The sequence below is a fragment of the Rhizobium sp. NLR8a genome, assembly GCF_019685235.1.
Taxonomy (GTDB): domain Bacteria; phylum Pseudomonadota; class Alphaproteobacteria; order Rhizobiales; family Rhizobiaceae; genus Rhizobium.
This window is the reverse complement of sequence record NZ_JABDWI010000010.1, coordinates 230,232-245,531: the sequence shown is the minus strand read 5'-3', so window position 1 is coordinate 245,531 and position 15,300 is coordinate 230,232. Positions and strand designations below refer to the sequence as shown.

The 15,300-nt window shown below is 60.1% G+C and carries 16 protein-coding genes and 1 pseudogene; 8 read left to right on the top strand and 9 right to left on the bottom strand.

Features of this window, described 5'->3' with window-relative positions; all coding sequences use genetic code 11:
- Positions 1–167: 167 nt before the first annotated feature.
- Positions 168–1,712: a hypothetical protein gene (locus HJC04_RS20750; RefSeq protein ID WP_221146967.1), complete on the bottom strand. Its 1,545-nt coding sequence runs from the start codon at positions 1,710–1,712 to the stop codon at positions 168–170.
- Between the two features lie 403 nt (positions 1,713–2,115).
- Between HJC04_RS20750 and HJC04_RS20745 the strand changes: the two genes are divergently transcribed.
- The 5 genes and pseudogenes from HJC04_RS20745 (at position 2,116) to HJC04_RS20725 (ending at position 7,147) form a co-directional block, all read left to right on the top strand.
- Positions 2,116–2,730 carry a 50S ribosomal protein L25/general stress protein Ctc gene (locus HJC04_RS20745; RefSeq protein ID WP_210630470.1) on the top strand — a complete coding sequence of 205 codons (615 nt, stop codon included), beginning with the start codon at positions 2,116–2,118 and terminating at the stop codon, positions 2,728–2,730.
- A 232-nt stretch (positions 2,731–2,962) separates the two neighbouring features.
- Entirely contained in the window at positions 2,963–5,314 is a 2,352-nt protein-coding gene (locus HJC04_RS20740) for an EAL domain-containing protein (RefSeq protein ID WP_210630469.1), read from the top strand.
- Between the two features lie 24 nt (positions 5,315–5,338).
- A complete protein-coding gene (locus HJC04_RS20735) occupies positions 5,339–6,052 on the top strand; it encodes an ABC transporter substrate-binding protein (protein WP_210630468.1) in 714 nt (237 codons plus the stop codon).
- A 93-nt stretch (positions 6,053–6,145) separates the two neighbouring features.
- Positions 6,146–6,877, top strand: coding sequence for an aminoacyl-tRNA hydrolase (gene pth / locus HJC04_RS20730; protein WP_210630467.1), 732 nt, complete (start codon positions 6,146–6,148; stop codon positions 6,875–6,877).
- 5 nt (positions 6,878–6,882) lie between these two features.
- Positions 6,883–7,147 (top strand): annotated as a pseudogene (locus HJC04_RS20725) (hypothetical protein).
- A gap of 6 nt (positions 7,148–7,153) precedes the next feature.
- Here HJC04_RS20725 and clpS read toward each other — a convergent pair.
- From clpS to HJC04_RS20710, 3 genes are all read right to left on the bottom strand, one after another.
- Complete coding sequence (gene clpS, locus HJC04_RS20720; protein ID WP_221146966.1) at positions 7,154–7,465, bottom strand: ATP-dependent Clp protease adapter ClpS; 312 nt, start codon at positions 7,463–7,465, stop codon at positions 7,154–7,156.
- Between the two features lie 91 nt (positions 7,466–7,556).
- A complete protein-coding gene (locus tag HJC04_RS20715; protein ID WP_221146965.1) occupies positions 7,557–7,955 on the bottom strand; it encodes a type II toxin-antitoxin system VapC family toxin in 399 nt (132 codons plus the stop codon).
- A complete protein-coding gene (locus tag HJC04_RS20710) occupies positions 7,945–8,223 on the bottom strand; it encodes an AbrB/MazE/SpoVT family DNA-binding domain-containing protein (RefSeq protein ID WP_221146964.1) in 279 nt (92 codons plus the stop codon). The genes HJC04_RS20715 and HJC04_RS20710 overlap by 11 nt, the downstream gene beginning before the upstream one ends.
- Before the next feature lie 154 nt (positions 8,224–8,377).
- Between HJC04_RS20710 and ychF the strand changes: the two genes are divergently transcribed.
- Positions 8,378–9,481 (top strand): redox-regulated ATPase YchF, encoded by a 1,104-nt coding sequence (gene ychF, locus HJC04_RS20705; RefSeq protein ID WP_020921909.1) that lies wholly within the window; start codon positions 8,378–8,380, stop codon positions 9,479–9,481.
- A 16-nt stretch (positions 9,482–9,497) separates the two neighbouring features.
- On the opposite strand, the gene HJC04_RS20700 is transcribed toward ychF, so the two are convergent.
- A complete protein-coding gene (locus HJC04_RS20700; RefSeq protein WP_221146963.1) occupies positions 9,498–10,574 on the bottom strand; it encodes a hypothetical protein in 1,077 nt (358 codons plus the stop codon).
- A 78-nt stretch (positions 10,575–10,652) separates the two neighbouring features.
- On the opposite strand from HJC04_RS20700, the gene HJC04_RS20695 reads away from it, so the two are divergent.
- Positions 10,653–11,141, top strand: coding sequence for a MaoC family dehydratase (locus HJC04_RS20695; RefSeq protein ID WP_210630462.1), 489 nt, complete (start codon positions 10,653–10,655; stop codon positions 11,139–11,141).
- Entirely contained in the window at positions 11,138–11,605 is a 468-nt protein-coding gene (locus HJC04_RS20690; RefSeq protein WP_221146962.1) for a MaoC family dehydratase, read from the top strand. The genes HJC04_RS20695 and HJC04_RS20690 overlap by 4 nt, the downstream gene beginning before the upstream one ends.
- 17 nt (positions 11,606–11,622) lie before the next feature.
- Here HJC04_RS20690 and HJC04_RS20685 read toward each other — a convergent pair whose 3' ends face one another.
- From HJC04_RS20685 to petA, 4 genes are all read right to left on the bottom strand, one after another.
- Complete coding sequence (locus HJC04_RS20685; protein ID WP_210630460.1) at positions 11,623–12,165, bottom strand: adenine phosphoribosyltransferase; 543 nt, start codon at positions 12,163–12,165, stop codon at positions 11,623–11,625.
- 114 nt (positions 12,166–12,279) lie between these two features.
- Positions 12,280–13,164 carry a cytochrome c1 gene (locus HJC04_RS20680; RefSeq protein ID WP_210630459.1) on the bottom strand — a complete coding sequence of 295 codons (885 nt, stop codon included), beginning with the start codon at positions 13,162–13,164 and terminating at the stop codon, positions 12,280–12,282.
- A gap of 25 nt (positions 13,165–13,189) precedes the next feature.
- Positions 13,190–14,470, bottom strand: coding sequence for a cytochrome b N-terminal domain-containing protein (locus tag HJC04_RS20675; RefSeq protein ID WP_085778917.1), 1,281 nt, complete (start codon positions 14,468–14,470; stop codon positions 13,190–13,192).
- Between the two features lie 14 nt (positions 14,471–14,484).
- Positions 14,485–15,063 carry a ubiquinol-cytochrome c reductase iron-sulfur subunit gene (gene petA / locus HJC04_RS20670; RefSeq protein ID WP_011426278.1) on the bottom strand — a complete coding sequence of 193 codons (579 nt, stop codon included), beginning with the start codon at positions 15,061–15,063 and terminating at the stop codon, positions 14,485–14,487.
- Positions 15,064–15,300 lie beyond the last annotated feature (237 nt).

The window sequence follows — 15,300 nt, the reverse complement described above, 5'->3', positions numbered from 1 at the left end:
CCTTGCAATTCCTTGGCAGGAAAGCATTATTTTCAGATATTTAATCGGCCGGATGAGATCCTCGGCACAAGGCCGAAGATGGCGACACGGCTTTTGCAGTGGTTTGTCAGCGGCCTGAAGGCCGGCACAAGCCGGCCTCTTTCTTTTTCGATTCCAATCGAGAACCTTCAAGGCTGCTGCGGCGGCGCAGGTATCACGTCCTGTCCTTGATCCGGTTCCTGCTCCTGGTCCGACTCCAGCCCCTGATCCTGATTCGGGCCATCCGGTCCCTTGATCTGCTGGCCATTGACCGCCACGGAACCGTCGCGGCTGATGCTGACGTCCCAGCGCGAACGGCCATCCGGATCGATCTTGGCAAAGCCCTTCACCATCATGATGCCGAAGGAGACCTGGTTGAGATCGGGGTCCGTCTTGGCAAGCTCCTGGACCGCCGCGATCGTCTTGTCGAGATCGCGGGCGAGGATCGTCGCCTCCATCGAATAGTCCTTCTCGGTATCGACGCGACCTTCGATCCTGCCGGTTATATCGACGTCATAGACCTGCGATTTGGCACTGATCTTCGGAAACTCGACGGCAAGCCGGCCATCGCGGAAGAGCTTCTTCGCCATCTCCTCGCCGGTCTTCTCGGACGCCGAATCTTTGAAATCCATCGCCATGAGCGCGTCGCCGAAGCTTGCGAAATCCAGGTTCGGAAGCGCGAGCTGGAAATCGAAGTTGCTCGGCATGAAGGCCGAATAGTTTGCCGGCATCAGCGGTGTGTCGAGGCTGATCTCCTGCGCATTCATGCCGAAGCCAAAACGCATTGCGTCACTGGGCCCATCGATGGCGAGGTTGTAGCCGAATGCCTTGGCGCCGCCCTTGCCCATCTCGCTGCTGACGGTCAGGTCGTTGACCCCGATCGTCTCGCTGAACAAGGTCAGAAGGGGGAAGGCTTCCTTCACTATTCCCTTTATCTTGTCACTGTTTTCCGGGCTCAATTCCTTCTCATCGAGATGGTCGAGCACGAAGAAGACTATCTCGCGAATCTGCTTGGCCGGCAGGCCGTTCACCTTGGCATCGACATCGATTGAGCCGGCACGAAGTTCGATGGGCGGCATTTGCAGGCCGGAAACCTGCTCGACGAAATCAGACATCGAGCCGCTGCCGGCAAAATCGATACGTCCATTGCCGCCTGTGCTGTCGGTCGAACTCAGCTTCTGGTCCATGCTGGCGATGCTGGCATGGACTTCCTCGGTTTCGGACTTGCTTGATACCTTGATGTCTTTAGCCGCGAAGGTGCCGGAGCGCAGATAGCTGATCGCCGGGTCGAAGACGCCGGTGTAAACAAGCGACGCGATGGAATAGGTGAAATCCGTCGGCTTCTGGTCTGGACCCTTGAAATGGCCCGAGACGTTGAGCTTGTTGTCGCCTTCGACGTTCCAGAGCCCGCTGTCCAATGGCGTGGCGAACATCGAAAACGGTGTCAGCCCTGTGATCGCAAACGTCGCCGGATCGGCCTTGGTAAGCAGCTTCGCCAGATCATAGATGACCTCATAGCGCGTGCCGGCCGGATTGACGGTGATGAGACCGCTTTTTGCCAAATCCTGCGGAAGCAGCTTCGTCAGGGTCTCCTTGACCGCATTGGCGCCCTCCTGGTTGATCTCCGCGCCCTCGGCCCCGGTGAAAAGGCAAAGGGCAAGCATACTCGTTGCCGTGACAAGTTTGAGACGCATGGTCCGGTTTTCTCCTCAGCCGCTTTTCGGTTGCGGCCATCCAAAGATGCGAAGCGCGCCGATGTCAAGCCAAGCGGCGATAGGCACTGGCAATCTTGCCTTTGACCAGGTGCAGATCGCGAGTGATTTCGACAAGGTTCTCGCATTGGGATGGGTGCGGATGCAATCTGGGCGAGTTCGCTCTTCTCAAATGATGGAGCGCCCCGGCGAAAGCCCCTCCATCGTCGGAAAACCGGCGCTATCGGCAACTTGCGTTTCAGGACGACTTATACTATAGGCCACCGGTCCGCGTAGACACCCTTGGAGGCAACGCGGATGAGGACGGGAAAACCCGCCTCCGGTTCGACGGAACAAGGCTTTTGCCCGCCGCCGAACTCTCCAAATAACCTCGAAAGGAAAAGCCATGAGCCAGGAAACTTACGAGCTCAAGGCCGAGGCGCGCGAACGGGTTGGTAAGGGGTCCGCCCGTGAACTTCGCCGCAACGGTTTGATTCCCGCTGTCATCTATGGTGACAAGCAGGCCCCCATTGCCATCGCTATCAACACCAATGAGGTGACGAAGCGCATTCATGCCGGTGGCTTCATGACCACCGTAGCGACCATCGAAGTCGACGGCAAGAAGTACAAGGTTCTGCCGAAGGACTACCAGCTCGATCCGGTCCGCGACTTCACGCTGCATGTCGATTTCCTGCGGGTCTCCGGCAACACCCAGGTGACCGTCGAAATCCCGGTTCACTTCGTCAATGAAACGAAGTCTCCGGGCCTCAAGGTCGGCGGCGTTCTGAACATCGTCCGCCACGCAGTTGAAGTTCACTGCCCGGCCGATGCGATCCCGGAATTCTTCAACATTGACCTCAGCGGCAAGAAGATCGGCGACAGCATCCATATTTCGGAAGTCACCCTTCCGAAGGGCGTCAGCCCGGTCATCGACCGCGACTTCACGATCGCCACCATCGTCGCTCCGGCTGCCGGCGTCGACGAGAGCGCCACGGAAGCTGAAGGTGAAGCCGAAGCCTGATCGCTTCGACCAATTGAAAGCATATAGCCCGCCTCCCCGGTGAACTGGCTCTAGAAAGTTGCCATCCAACTTTCTAGAGCCAGCTTACGGGGAAGGCGGGCTTTTCATTGCCTGCCAAGCCTCCGTTTCAGCAACATTTAACATATTCGTGAAAGCATGGGCCGTCAGCTGCGAAGAAGCCGGCCCGAACGCGCGACAGCAAATATGCCGGCCTGGGGGAGTAGACGGAACCATGAACAATTCCGTTGAGAACAGGTTTTTTGGGATTGTTTGCGGAGCGCTGCTTGTTTTTGTCGCTCCGCTTTTTGTTCTCTTCCTTTTTCTTTCCTCGGAGCGCGCCGACAAAGAAATACGCGACCATATCTCTGTTCTTCTTGTCGCCAACGCTCAGGCGCTGGCAAAACCGCTCTGGGACCTCGACGAGGAAAGTGTCACCCAGATCAGCGCGACGGTCGTTTCCCAAGGCGCCATCGTCAAGGTCGAGGTGCGTGATCAGTCGGGCCAGCTCGACGTCAGCCAATCCACGATTCCGCGTTCCTTTGACGGCAAGCTCGTGCAGGTGTCGCGTGCCATCATCTACAACACCGTCGACGGTCCGAAGAACCTCGGCAGCATCAGCGTCTATTATCCCGCCCTCGGACTGTTTTCCGGTCTGAAGCAGGAAGAGGTCGTCTTCATTTCGATCTTCATCTTCGCGGTTCTGACCGTTTTCGGCACAGCGCTGATCGGCAACCGATTCTTCGTCATCCAGCCGCTGATGCGTCTGACGGCGGCAATCGAGGCCACCCGGCAGCTCGGCTCGCGCCATCATGTAGACTGGCAGTCGAACGACGAGATGGGACGGCTTGCCCGGAGCTTCAACGAGATGCAAACCAAGCTCGAAAGCGAGGAGATGGAGCTGAAGCTCGCCCATCGTCGCGCCACCGATATCTACAATCTGACACCCGCCATGCTCTTCTCGCTCGATGAGGAAGACCGCATCACCGCCGTCAGCGACTATTGGCTGCTTGCCACCGGATATAGCCGCCCCGAGATCATCGGCCGCAATTTCGCAGATCTGGTGACGTCAAGCAGCCGCGATAAGTTCGTCAAGCGCCGCCAGGGCGAAAATGGCATGACGGTCACCGTCAAATTCGTCTGCCTGGACGGCCGCACCATGGACGTCCTCATTATGGAATCGGAAGCCGCCGCCGGCGCTCACGATCGCCTCTCGCTGTCCGTCATGACGGATGTGACCGAGCTCAAGGCTTCGGAGGACCGCAACCATCGCCAGGCAATCACCGACCATCTGACCGGGCTCCTCAACCGCCAGGGCTTCGAGGCGGTGCTCGACAACAAAATCGCTGCCGCAGACGCCGCCGGCCAGGAACTCGCCTGCCTCTTCGTCGATCTCGACCGCTTCAAGTGGATCAACGACAATATGGGGCACGCTGCCGGCGACACGGCGCTGATCGAACTCGTCGAGCGCCTGAAGACCCATCTTGCCCCCTCCGACGAGGCGGCCCGTCTCGGCGGCGACGAGTTCGCCATCCTGCTGCCGGCGAAAGACGCCGAAACACGCGCAAAGGCGATGTGCGAGCAGATCGCCTCAATCTTCGAAACGCCATTTGCCCCGGACATGCATCTGAGCGCTTCCATCGGCATCGCCATCTACCCACATCATGCCGCGACCGCCGCCGAGCTGCTGCAGAAATCCGACATGGCCATGTATGCCAAGAAGCGGGACGGCAAGAACGGCGCACAGCTCTTCGACAAAGCCATGCTCGACCGCGCCCGCAGCCGCGCCGAAATCGAGGCCAATATCGAAGCCGGTCTCTCCGAGAACTGGTTCGAGGCGTTCCTGCAGCCAATCGTCAATCTGAACGGCCGCGGCGTCGCCGGTTTCGAGGCGCTGATGCGGCTCAACCATCCGCAGAAGGGCCTGATGCCGCCGGCCGAAATAATCAGCGTCGCAGAGGAGACGGGCAAGATCGTCCGCGTCGGCAACCTCATCATGGAAAAGGCGATCTCCAATCTCGCGAAAATCTCTCGCATATCGGGGATGCAGGATACCTACCTTGCCATCAACTTCTCGCCGCTGCAGTTCGAGCCGGCGCTGCCTGCCCGTCTTGCCGCGATCGTCGGTCGCCACGGCATCCGCCCCGAGCGCATCGTCGTCGAAATCACGGAAGCCGTGCTGATGCACGACAACCCGCAGATTCGCATGATTGTCACGGAACTTCGCCGCTTCGGCTGCCGCATCGCGCTCGATGATTTCGGCACCGGCTACTCGTCGCTGAGCTACCTCAATCGTTTCCCTGTCGATATCATCAAGATCGATCAGTCCTTCACCCGCGCGATTAACGACGGCGACGACGACGTGCGCCAGAAGAGCCGCATGCTGATTGAAGGCATCACCACCCTGTCCCACAAGATGAACTGCACCGTCATTGCTGAGGGCATCGAGACGGAAGAGGAATGCCGCACGCTTCACCAGATGGGTCTGGACTACGGCCAGGGTTATCTCTTCCATCGTCCGCAGCACGCAGCCGCACTCATCGAGGAACTGATGGCCCCGCAGTCGGCCGTCGCGCGCGCCTCATAAACGAAGACCCAAGGAGATGAGACGATGAAAAAGCTCCTGCTTCTCGCATGCCTGGCGCTGCCCTGCGCGGCTCACGCACAGACGGTTGCCTTCACGACCGAGGATTACGCTCCCTTCAACTATCGCGAAGGCAAAGAGATCAAGGGCGCGACCGTCGAGCAGGTCGAGAAGGTGATGGCCGCGATCGGCGTCGACTACACGATCGAGGTCATGCCTTGGGCGCGTGCTTTCAGCCTTGCCCGCACCGCGCCGATGACATGTGTTTTCGCCACCGCCCACAACAGCGCGCGCGACCCACTGTTCAAATGGGTCGAACCGCTGCTCATCGACCGAAACATCCTGATCACCCGCAAGGGTTCGGGCATCACCGCCAGCAATCTCGAAGAGGCAAAGAAATATACGATCGGCACCCAGCGCGAGGACTACACCGAGACGATCCTGAAGGAGAAGGGTTTCACCAAGCTCGACGTCGCCAGTGACTTCAACGCCACACTGCGCAAGCTGCTCAGCGGCCGCATCGACATGATGCCGATCTCCGAACTCTACTTCGAAAAGCTGAAGGCCGATCAGCCGGTGGAGATCGTAACCGTGCTCTCCTCCCAGCCAATGGGCATCGCCTGCGAGAAGAGCTTTCCCGACGATCTGCACGCCAAGATGCAGGCTGCCCTCGACAAGCTGATCGCTGATGGCGACCAGAGGCAGATCTTCCAGAAATACGGCATGAACCTGTCGGACTGATGCCGCTCGGTGCGCCCGCCGCCCTTTCCGCTTGACTTTGCTCCCGTTTCCGGGTGGTGAACGTCGGAAAAGCTTAAGCGAGGACGACAGGCCATGCTGATCATTGCGGGTCTCGGCAATCCCGGCGGCAAATACGCCGGCAACCGCCACAATATCGGCTTCATGGCCGTCGACGCCATCCATCGGCGCCACAGCTTCTCCCCCTGGTCGAAGAAGTTCAAGGCGGAAATTGCGGAGGGAGAGCTTGGCGGCGACAAGGTCCTGCTGATCAAGCCGCAGACCTACATGAACCTCTCCGGCGAGGCCGTCGGCGAGGCGATGCGCTTCTACAAGCTCCAGCCCGCCGACCTCGTCGCGATCTATGACGAACTCGACCTGCCCCCTGGCAAGGCGCGGCTGAAGACCGGCGGCGGCCATGGCGGCCATAACGGCATCAAGTCGCTGGACGCCCATTGCGGCAAGGAATACCGGCGGCTGCGCCTTGGCATCGGCCATCCCGGCGTCAAGGAAATGGTGCAGAACCACGTGCTCGGCGATTTCGCCAAGGCCGACAAGGTCTGGCTGGAGCCGCTTCTCGATACGCTCGCCGACAATGCCGACATGCTGGTGCGAAACGAGGATTCGCAGCTGATGAACAAGATCGCGCTGGCGCTCGGCGGCAAGGCCGAGGAAGAGAATCCGCGAAAGGAAAGCAGGGATAGCGACAAGAAGCCGGCCGGCCAATCGCATATCCGCCAGGCCCGCAACAGCAATCAGCCGAAGCTGCCGACCAGCGGCCCGATGGCCGAGATGCTGAAGAAGATGTTCGGCAACAAGGGGGAATAAGACGGATGCCGGACCAGGATCTTAACGTCCCTCCGGCGCCGGCAATCTTGTCCGCCAACCTCGCTCAGCCCGGCATGACCTGTTCATCGGCTTTGCTGGCAATTTTGCTGCTGCGACCTCGCGGTGATCATCGTCCCAAATCTGACGCGGAACGCCGGCTGTTACAAGGTGATGCGGCTCACCGGCTATAAAAACCCGGCGACGCTGCGCTTCTACGAGACTTGCCTCTTCCTGCAGGACAAGACGGGCTATCAGATCCGCCGGCCCTGAGCCCAGCTATTCCTCAGGCTCGGTGGTGAACATCAACGGAAAGCCCATCTCCTTGGCAAGGTCGATGCCCTCCTTGGCCTTGGTCTCGGCAATATCCTTAGCGCAGACGACGACCACGCAGGAGCCGAGCTTGTGCGCCGTCATCATCACCCGATAGCCGGTCTCCTCGCTCATGCGGAAAACGACCTTCAGGATCACGATGACGAATTCGCGCGGCGTATAATCGTCGTTGACGAGAATGACCTTGTAGAGCTTCGGCCTCTCCAGCTTCGGCTTCACCTTGGTCTTCGGTTTCAGGGCAACGTCATTGTCACTCATCGGAAAATCCACCCGTTGATGACATGAAAAGGCGGAAGAAACATCCGCCGGACTATATTGCACCGTCAGCACGGCAGTTCAATGACGGATATCACTCCGACGAGAGCAGCAGGCAGGCTCGCCCGGCGCTTTCGACGATGGCGGCAGCCTTCCTGTTGAAGGTCGCGAATACTTCGCCGCCAAGCCTGCGGCCTTCCAAGACGATGACGCCATCGGCGAAATCCCCGCCGGCATCGAGGAAGGACAATCCAGCCTCGACAGCTGCTCTATCGTAGACGACCTTCCTGTCGGCTATCAACAGCCGGATTGTCGCGGCGATCTCGGCGGCGCTTTTGCGATAAATCCGACCGACGACCCAAACGAACTCGCAGAACGTCAAGTTGGAGACGAACAGCTGCTCAGCCTCGCGCATCAACATCCTTGCACGTTCCGTTTGCTTCGGATCGTCATCCACGGCCGCCCGCACGAGCACATTCGTATCAACGATCATCAGCGACGCCGACCTCGCCAGCCCCGCCCGCCTTTATGGCCTCATCGATCTCCTTGAGCGTCGCATGGACATTGCCCTTGTTCTCGATACTTCCGAAGAAACTCTCGATGGAGCCGCTGGCCGGCTGCGTTTTGACCGCAACGACCTCAAGCTTGCCACCAGGCAGGAGATCGACATCGATCTTGTCGCCGGGCCTAATCCCGAGGTGCCGAAGCACTTCTTTTCTCAAGGTGACCTGTCCTTTTGCCGTCACTGTCAGGGTTGTCATGTCAGCTCTATCCTTTCCGCCAAAGGTAAGGCTAAACCGCCTTACCTTCAAGCCGGCCGGCCTTGCTTTTTCGATTCGTGCCGCAAACCCTTGACCCGAGCCGGCCATTCCCGCATAGGCAGGGCAAAGTTTACCACTAGATATGGATCAAGCCATGGGCTTCAAATGCGGCATCGTCGGTCTGCCGAACGTCGGCAAATCGACCCTCTTCAACGCGCTCACCAAGACGGCGGCCGCGCAGGCGGCGAACTACCCCTTCTGCACCATCGAGCCGAACACCGGCGAAGTCGCGGTGCCCGATCCGCGCATGCGCAAGCTCGCCGACATCGCCAAGTCGAAGGAACTGATCCCGACCCGCATCTCCTTCGTCGACATCGCCGGCCTCGTCCGCGGGGCCTCGAAGGGCGAAGGCCTCGGCAACCAGTTCCTCGCCAATATCCGCGAAGTCGACGCCATCGTGCACGTGTTGCGTTGTTTCGAGGACAGCGACATCACCCATGTCGAGGGCCGTATCAATCCGGTCGCCGATGCCGAGACGATCGAGACCGAGCTGATGCTCGCCGATCTCGAGAGCCTGGAGCGCCGAACCGAGCAGACGCGCAAGCGCGCCACCGGCAAGGACAAGGAGTCGATGGCGATGCTGCCGATCATGGAAGCCTCGCTGAAGCTGCTCAACGAAGGCAAGCCGGTGCGCACGCTGCTGTCGAAGCTCGATGCCGAGGAGATCGCTATCCTCAAGGGCCTCAACCTCCTCACCTCGCATCCGGTGCTCTACGTCTGCAATGTCGCCGAAGGCGATGCCTCGACCGGCAACGAATTCACCGCCGCCGTCGCCGCCATGGCGAAGGAGCAGGGTGCCGAAACCGTCATCATCTCGGCGGCGATCGAAGCTGAGGTGGCGCAGCTTGCCGAAGAGGAAGCCAAGGAATTCCTCTCTGCCCTCGGCCTTGACGAGGCGGGCCTCGACCGGCTGATTCGCGCCGGCTACAAGCTGCTCGACCTCATCACCTATTTCACCGTCGGCCCGAAGGAAACGCGCGCCTGGACGATCGAGCGCGGCACCAAGGCGCCGCAAGCCGCCGGCGTCATCCACTCGGATTTCGAACGCGGCTTCATCCGCGCCAACACCATCGCCTACGACGATTACATCAAGTACAATGGCGAAGTTGGCGCCAAGGATGCCGGCAAGGCGCGCGACGAAGGCAAGGAATACGTCGTCCAGGACGGCGACGTCATCCACTTCCGTTTCAACACCTGATGAAATCGTTGCCGCGTTAACCGGGCGGCAGCCTGTTTGCGATTGCCGGCGGCAGTGCCCTGAGCACCAGCCGCCGAAGCGGCATCCAGCCTGTTCCGATAATGAGCACGATCGCGCCGACGACGATCAGCGTCGTGAAGATGTAGGTGTCGACAGTCGCATTTCCCTTCCGAACGACGCTGAAGATCGCAAAGCCGAGGGACAGCAGCCCCGACGTGACGAAGGCGCGACGATCGATGACGAGGCCGATCAGCATCAGCGCCGCCACGGTCGCGACGACCACGGGAGTCCGGGCCGACATGTTCGCCAGGTCGAAGATCCTGCCGCTTTCCCCGAACGACAGTAGGGAGACGGCACTGTAGAGCAGCGCCGGCGCCGCGCCGAGATGCAGCCAAAAGGCGATATCCGAACGCGTCGTCCGCCGCAGCCGGTCGCCGAGATCGAAATAAAGCGCCGTCGCGAACAGGCCGAGCGCGCACACGAAAGCGACCGCGGCCAGCACACCAAGATGATCGACAAAAAACGCGGGATTGCCGCTGAGACCTTGCACCAGTCGCAAAAGCAGCGTGAGCACCAAAGCAAGCGTCGACATGATGGTGAGCGCCAGCGACAACGGCACGCGATAGCGGACATAATAGACGCCGAGCAGGATCGGAAAGCCGGCGACGAACTGCGTCAGATCCGCCCCGATTTCGGAGGTCCACGGCGTGAAGACGCGGGACATCATCAAAAATGTCCAGCAGAACAGTGCGATCGTCAGGCTGACAGCCGGCAAAGCGAGCCGCTGGCGCCGCACCAGGATTTCCGAAAGCACGATGATGGCAACCGGCACGGCGTAAAGTGGCGCCAGCCCCCAGAGGCCGACGACCGCGACAATAACGCCGATGGTGATCAGCACGTCGTGGAAGCCGCGCACGAAGCGCGGCGTCTCGGTATCCGACCATGTTTGCTGCGGTTCGGCTGTTGTTGTCACCGGCGCTTCGGCAACGGCAACGCCGCGCTCGATGAGAAACGGCAGAAGACGCCCACCCGCTTCCGGCGAAATTAGCCCCTCGCGCGCCGCTTCGTCGAGTATCGACCTCAGTTCAGTCATACCGGTTTCTCCCCGGAATCATTGAGCCCGCGCGGATGCTATTGTAAGCATTATGCGCTGCATATGGCGGAGGAGAAAATGCCGGCAGAAAAGCTGTCTTTCGAAGATTTCGAGCCCGGACACCGTTTCCCCCTCGGTCCCAAGCTGGTGCTCGCCGCAGAAATCATCGAGTTCGCCAGAGAATTCGACCCGCAGCCGATGCATCTCGACGAAGCTGCCGGCCGCGCCAGCATCCTCGGCGGACTTGCCGCTTCCGGCTGGCATACCTCAGCAATGCTCATGCGCATGATGGCCGACAGCTATATATTGAACGCCCTCTGCGAGGGGGCGCCGGGCATCGATCTGATGGAATGGCGAAAGCCGGTGCTCGCGGGCGATACGCTGCAGGGCCATTCGAGCGTACTCGAAACGCGGCCGATGCGCTCGCGCCCCGGCATGGGCATCGTCAAATTCCGCCACGTGCTGGAAAACCAGCGCGGCGAACTCGTCTGCCTTTCGGAGAATTCGGTCATGATCCGCATGCGCCCCCCGCAGGACGCCGATATGAACCCGGAGCTGCCGGCATGAGAATGTCCGAACTTTATCCTTTCGGCGCGAAGGCCGAAATCGGCAGCTATGCCTTCACCGAGGAAGACATCATCCGCTTTGCCGGACGCTACGATCCGCAGCGTTTTCATATCGACAAGGAAGCGGCGAAAGACACCCTTTTCGGCGGCCTCTGCGCCTCGGGCTGGCATACCACGGCCGCCTGGATGCGGACCTTCCTCGCCTTCTGGAAAAAGCAAAGCATCGCGCTTAGGGAAAGAGGCCTGACGGCACCGAACCTCGGCCCCTCGCCCGGTTTTCAGAAGCTGCAATGGCTGCGGCCCGTCTTTGCAGGCGACGTCGTGAGCTATTCCGTCGCCCTTCTCTCCAGCCGGCCGCTCGCGTCGCGGCCGGGGTGGCACCTCAACACCATTCTCTGCGAAGGCGTCAATCAGAACGGCGATCCGGTGATGCGCTTCGAAAGCGGTGTGCTGGAGTACGACTGACCCCGTCGCAACAGGGGTCAGTGTCCAGTGAATTCGACCAGCGTGTGCACCACGACGCCGAGTTCTTCCAGCTTCCTGCGACCGCCAAGATCGGGCAGGTCGATGACGAAGCAGGCACCGACCACTTCCGCGCCCATTTGGCGCAGAAGCTGCGTCGCCCCCACGGCCGTGCCGCCGGTGGCGATGAGATCGTCGACCAGGATCACCTTCTCCCCAGGCTCGACCGCATCACGATGCATCTCCATCTCGTCGACGCCATATTCCAGGCTGTAGGCGATCCGCACGGTGTCATGCGGCAGCTTGCCCTTCTTGCGGATCGGCACGAAGCCCGAGGAAAGCTGGTGCGCCACCGCACCGCCGAGGATGAAGCCGCGAGCCTCCATGCCGGCGATCTTGTCGATCTTCAGGCCCGCATAAGGCTGCACGAGTTCGTCGACCGCGCGGCGGAAAGCGCGGGGATTGCCGAGCAGCGTGGTGATGTCGCGGAAAATGATGCCGGGCTTGGGATAGTCAGGAATGGAGCGGATGCTGGCGGCAAGCTCCGAAAGCATATTGTTCATGGAAAGTCCGTATCTGCGAGCGCATAAAACCGGCTGCACCCTATCAATTGCCGGGGGTGGAACCAACAAAAAAGGCGGCTCGCAAGCCGCCTTTCGAATTCGGACACGGAACGCTCAATGTTCCTTGTTGGCGTAAACCGAGCGCTTTGTCAGGTAGATCAGCACCGTAAAGATCGCCAGGAACACCATGACCATGAAGCCGGTGCGCTTGCGCTCCTCGAGATGCGGTTCAGCGGCCCACATCAGAAAAGCGGAAACGTCCTTGGCGTACTGATCGACAGTCGCCGGCGCGCCGTCGTCATACGTTACCTGGCCGTCGGAAAGCGGCTTCGGCATAGCGAGAACGGCGGCAGCATGGAAATACGGGTTATAATGCGCGCCCTGAGCCACCTGGAAGCCGGATGGCGGCTCTTCATAGCCGGTCAGCAGCGAGTAGATGTAGTCCGGGCCGCTTTCCTGATACTGCGTAAAGATGTCAAAGACGAATTGCGGGAAGCCGCGCTCGACCTCACGGGCCTTGGCGATCAGCGAAAAATCAGGCGGAGCCGCACCGTTGTTGGACGCAGCCGCCGCTTCAGCATTGGCGAAGGGCGATGGGAAATGATCCGAAGGGACTGCCTTGCGGGTGAACATTTCGCCGGCCGAGTCCGGCCCGTCCTGAACTTCGTAATTGGCAGCGAATGCCTTCACCTGTGCCTCGGAATAACCGAGTTCGTCGAGCGTGCGGAAAGGCACGAGGCTCATCGAATGGCAGGCAGAACAGACTTCCGTGTAAACCTTGAGACCGCGCTGGAGCTGAGCCTTGTCGTAGTGGCCGAAGGGGCCTGCAAAGCTCCATTCCTGCTCCTTTGGCTCCTTTAGCGGATAGTGCGGCGTCGCGCCTTCCTCGTGATGCGCGGGAGCTGCACCATTCGCGGGCGTCGCTTCCTCTGCGAAAGCGGCACTGCCAAGGAGAGCGGCGACGGCAAGCGGCAGAATGCTTGCAACAAGCGTTTTCATAGTTCTATTCCCTTCCGTCGCTCGCTTACGCATTGGCCGCCGCGGCGGCGCCAGTGGTCTTGTTGCGCTTTTCAAGCACCGCTTCAGTGATCGAGTTCGGGATGCGGCGCGGCGTTTCCACCAGACCCAGAACTGGCATCGCGACCAGGAAGAAGGCGAAGTAGAGAAGCGTGCAGATCTGCGACACGATGACGTAGCTGCCTTCCGCAGGCTGCGAACCGAGCCAGCCGAGGATGATCGCGTTGAGCACGAACAGCCAGAAGAACAGCTTGTACCAGGGACGATAGACCGCCGAACGGACCTTCGAGGTGTCAAGCCACGGCAGGAAGAAGAGCACGATGATTGCGCCGAACATCACGAGCACGCCACCGAGTTTGGAGTCGATCGGGCCGATGTTGAAGGTGATCGAACGCAGCATCGCGTAGAACGGCAGGAAGTACCATTCGGGAACGATGTGGGCGGGCGTCTTCAACGGATCGGCCGGGATGTAGTTATCGGCGTGACCGAGGAAGTTCGGCAGGTAGAAGACGAAATAGGCGTAAACGAGCAGAAAGACGGAGACGCCGAGGGCGTCCTTCATCGTCGCATAGGGCGTGAAACGCACCGTGTCCGTCTTCGTCTTGACCTCGACGCCGGTCGGGTTCGTCTGGCCGGTCACATGCAGCGCCCAGATATGCAGGACGACGACGCCCGCAATCATGAAAGGCAGCAGGTAATGCAGCGAGAAGAAACGGTTCAGCGTCGGCTGATCGACGGCAAAGCCGCCCAGCAGGAACTGCTGCACCCATTCGCCGACCAGCGGGAAGGCCGAAAAGAAGCCGGTAATGACGGTCGCGCCCCAGAAGGACATCTGCCCCCAGGGCAGGACGTAGCCCATGAAGCCCGTCGCCATCATCAGCAGGTAGATGACCACGCCCAGGATCCAGAGGATTTCGCGCGGTGCCTTGTAAGAGCCATAGTAGAGGCCCCGGGCAATGTGCAGATAGACGGCGACGAAGAAGAAGGATGCGCCGTTGGCATGCAGGTAGCGCAGCAGCCACCCGTGGTTTACGTCGCGCATGATCTTTTCAACGGAGTTGAAAGCGATCGTCGTGTCGGCGGCGTAGTGCATGGCGAGCACGACACCCGTCAGGATCTGCACGATCAGCATCACGGAAAGCATCGCGCCGAAGGTATAGGCGTAGTTCAGGTTTCTGGGAACCGGATATGCCACGAAGCTGTCATAGACCATGCGCGGCAGAGGCAGGCGCGCATCGACCCATTTTTCGAAGCCGGTTGATGGTTCGTAGCTGGAATGGCCACTCATAAATCAGTCTCCCCTCAACCGATCTTGATTTTGGTATCGGACACAAATGAAAAGGTCGGAATCGCCAGGTTCTGCGGCGCAGGGCCTTTGCGAATGCGGCCGGCCGTGTCGTAGACCGAGCCATGGCAGGGACAGAACCAACCATTGTACTCACCGGCCTGACCGAGCGGAACGCAACCGAGATGGGTGCAGGTGCCGATCATGACGATCCAATTTTCCTTGTCCTTGCCACCCGAACGGTCAACACCGGTTGCCTGCGCTTCAGGTGGAAGGTTTGCGTTGCGCGCGATCGGATCCTTGAGATCCGCCAGCGGAACATCAGCTGCCGCTTTCACTTCCTCCGGTGTGCGGTTGCGGATAAAGATCGGCTTGCCGCGCCACTTGACCGTCAGCGACATGCCGGGCTCAAGGCTCGCGACATCGACTTCGATGGAGGCAAGCGCCAGCGTCGATGCATCCGGACGCATCTGGTCGATGAACGGCCATGCGACAGCAACGGCGCCGACAGCGCCCGCCATACCAGTGGTGAGATAAAGGAAATCACGGCGAGTGGGCTCTGCTGAAGCCTCGCTTGTCGTTACGTGTTCGCTCACGGCTTAACCATCCTCTGCGCAATTATCGCGGAATTCCGCCCCGCCCCCTCTGCTGACGAATCGATCTGGACACATTTCGGCCATAGATTCCCCGGCAATCCGGCGCGTTCTAAGCTTGATCGCAAATTATGTCCAGCCTTGGCAAGGGGATGAGGGCACAATGTCGCGGGAAATTTCAGATGAATTTTTTACGGCAAACACCCGCTTGCCCTTATGTTGCATTGCAACACAAAAGCC

What these genes read in the sequence shown, in the direction of transcription:
- HJC04_RS20750 (WP_221146967.1), bottom strand. Translation starts at nt 1,712, where the DNA reads ATGCGTCTCAAACTTGTCACGGCAACGAGTATGCTTGCCCTTTGCCTT.
- HJC04_RS20745 (WP_210630470.1), top strand. Translation starts at nt 2,116, where the DNA reads ATGAGCCAGGAAACTTACGAGCTCAAGGCCGAGGCGCGCGAACGGGTT.
- HJC04_RS20740 (WP_210630469.1), top strand. Translation starts at nt 2,963, where the DNA reads ATGAACAATTCCGTTGAGAACAGGTTTTTTGGGATTGTTTGCGGAGCG.
- HJC04_RS20735 (WP_210630468.1), top strand. Translation starts at nt 5,339, where the DNA reads ATGAAAAAGCTCCTGCTTCTCGCATGCCTGGCGCTGCCCTGCGCGGCT.
- pth (WP_210630467.1), top strand. Translation starts at nt 6,146, where the DNA reads ATGCTGATCATTGCGGGTCTCGGCAATCCCGGCGGCAAATACGCCGGC.
- clpS (WP_221146966.1), bottom strand. Translation starts at nt 7,465, where the DNA reads ATGAGTGACAATGACGTTGCCCTGAAACCGAAGACCAAGGTGAAGCCG.
- HJC04_RS20715 (WP_221146965.1), bottom strand. Translation starts at nt 7,955, where the DNA reads ATGATCGTTGATACGAATGTGCTCGTGCGGGCGGCCGTGGATGACGAT.
- HJC04_RS20710 (WP_221146964.1), bottom strand. Translation starts at nt 8,223, where the DNA reads ATGACAACCCTGACAGTGACGGCAAAAGGACAGGTCACCTTGAGAAAA.
- ychF (WP_020921909.1), top strand. Translation starts at nt 8,378, where the DNA reads ATGGGCTTCAAATGCGGCATCGTCGGTCTGCCGAACGTCGGCAAATCG.
- HJC04_RS20700 (WP_221146963.1), bottom strand. Translation starts at nt 10,574, where the DNA reads ATGACTGAACTGAGGTCGATACTCGACGAAGCGGCGCGCGAGGGGCTA.
- HJC04_RS20695 (WP_210630462.1), top strand. Translation starts at nt 10,653, where the DNA reads ATGCCGGCAGAAAAGCTGTCTTTCGAAGATTTCGAGCCCGGACACCGT.
- HJC04_RS20690 (WP_221146962.1), top strand. Translation starts at nt 11,138, where the DNA reads ATGAGAATGTCCGAACTTTATCCTTTCGGCGCGAAGGCCGAAATCGGC.
- HJC04_RS20685 (WP_210630460.1), bottom strand. Translation starts at nt 12,165, where the DNA reads ATGAACAATATGCTTTCGGAGCTTGCCGCCAGCATCCGCTCCATTCCT.
- HJC04_RS20680 (WP_210630459.1), bottom strand. Translation starts at nt 13,164, where the DNA reads ATGAAAACGCTTGTTGCAAGCATTCTGCCGCTTGCCGTCGCCGCTCTC.
- HJC04_RS20675 (WP_085778917.1), bottom strand. Translation starts at nt 14,470, where the DNA reads ATGAGTGGCCATTCCAGCTACGAACCATCAACCGGCTTCGAAAAATGG.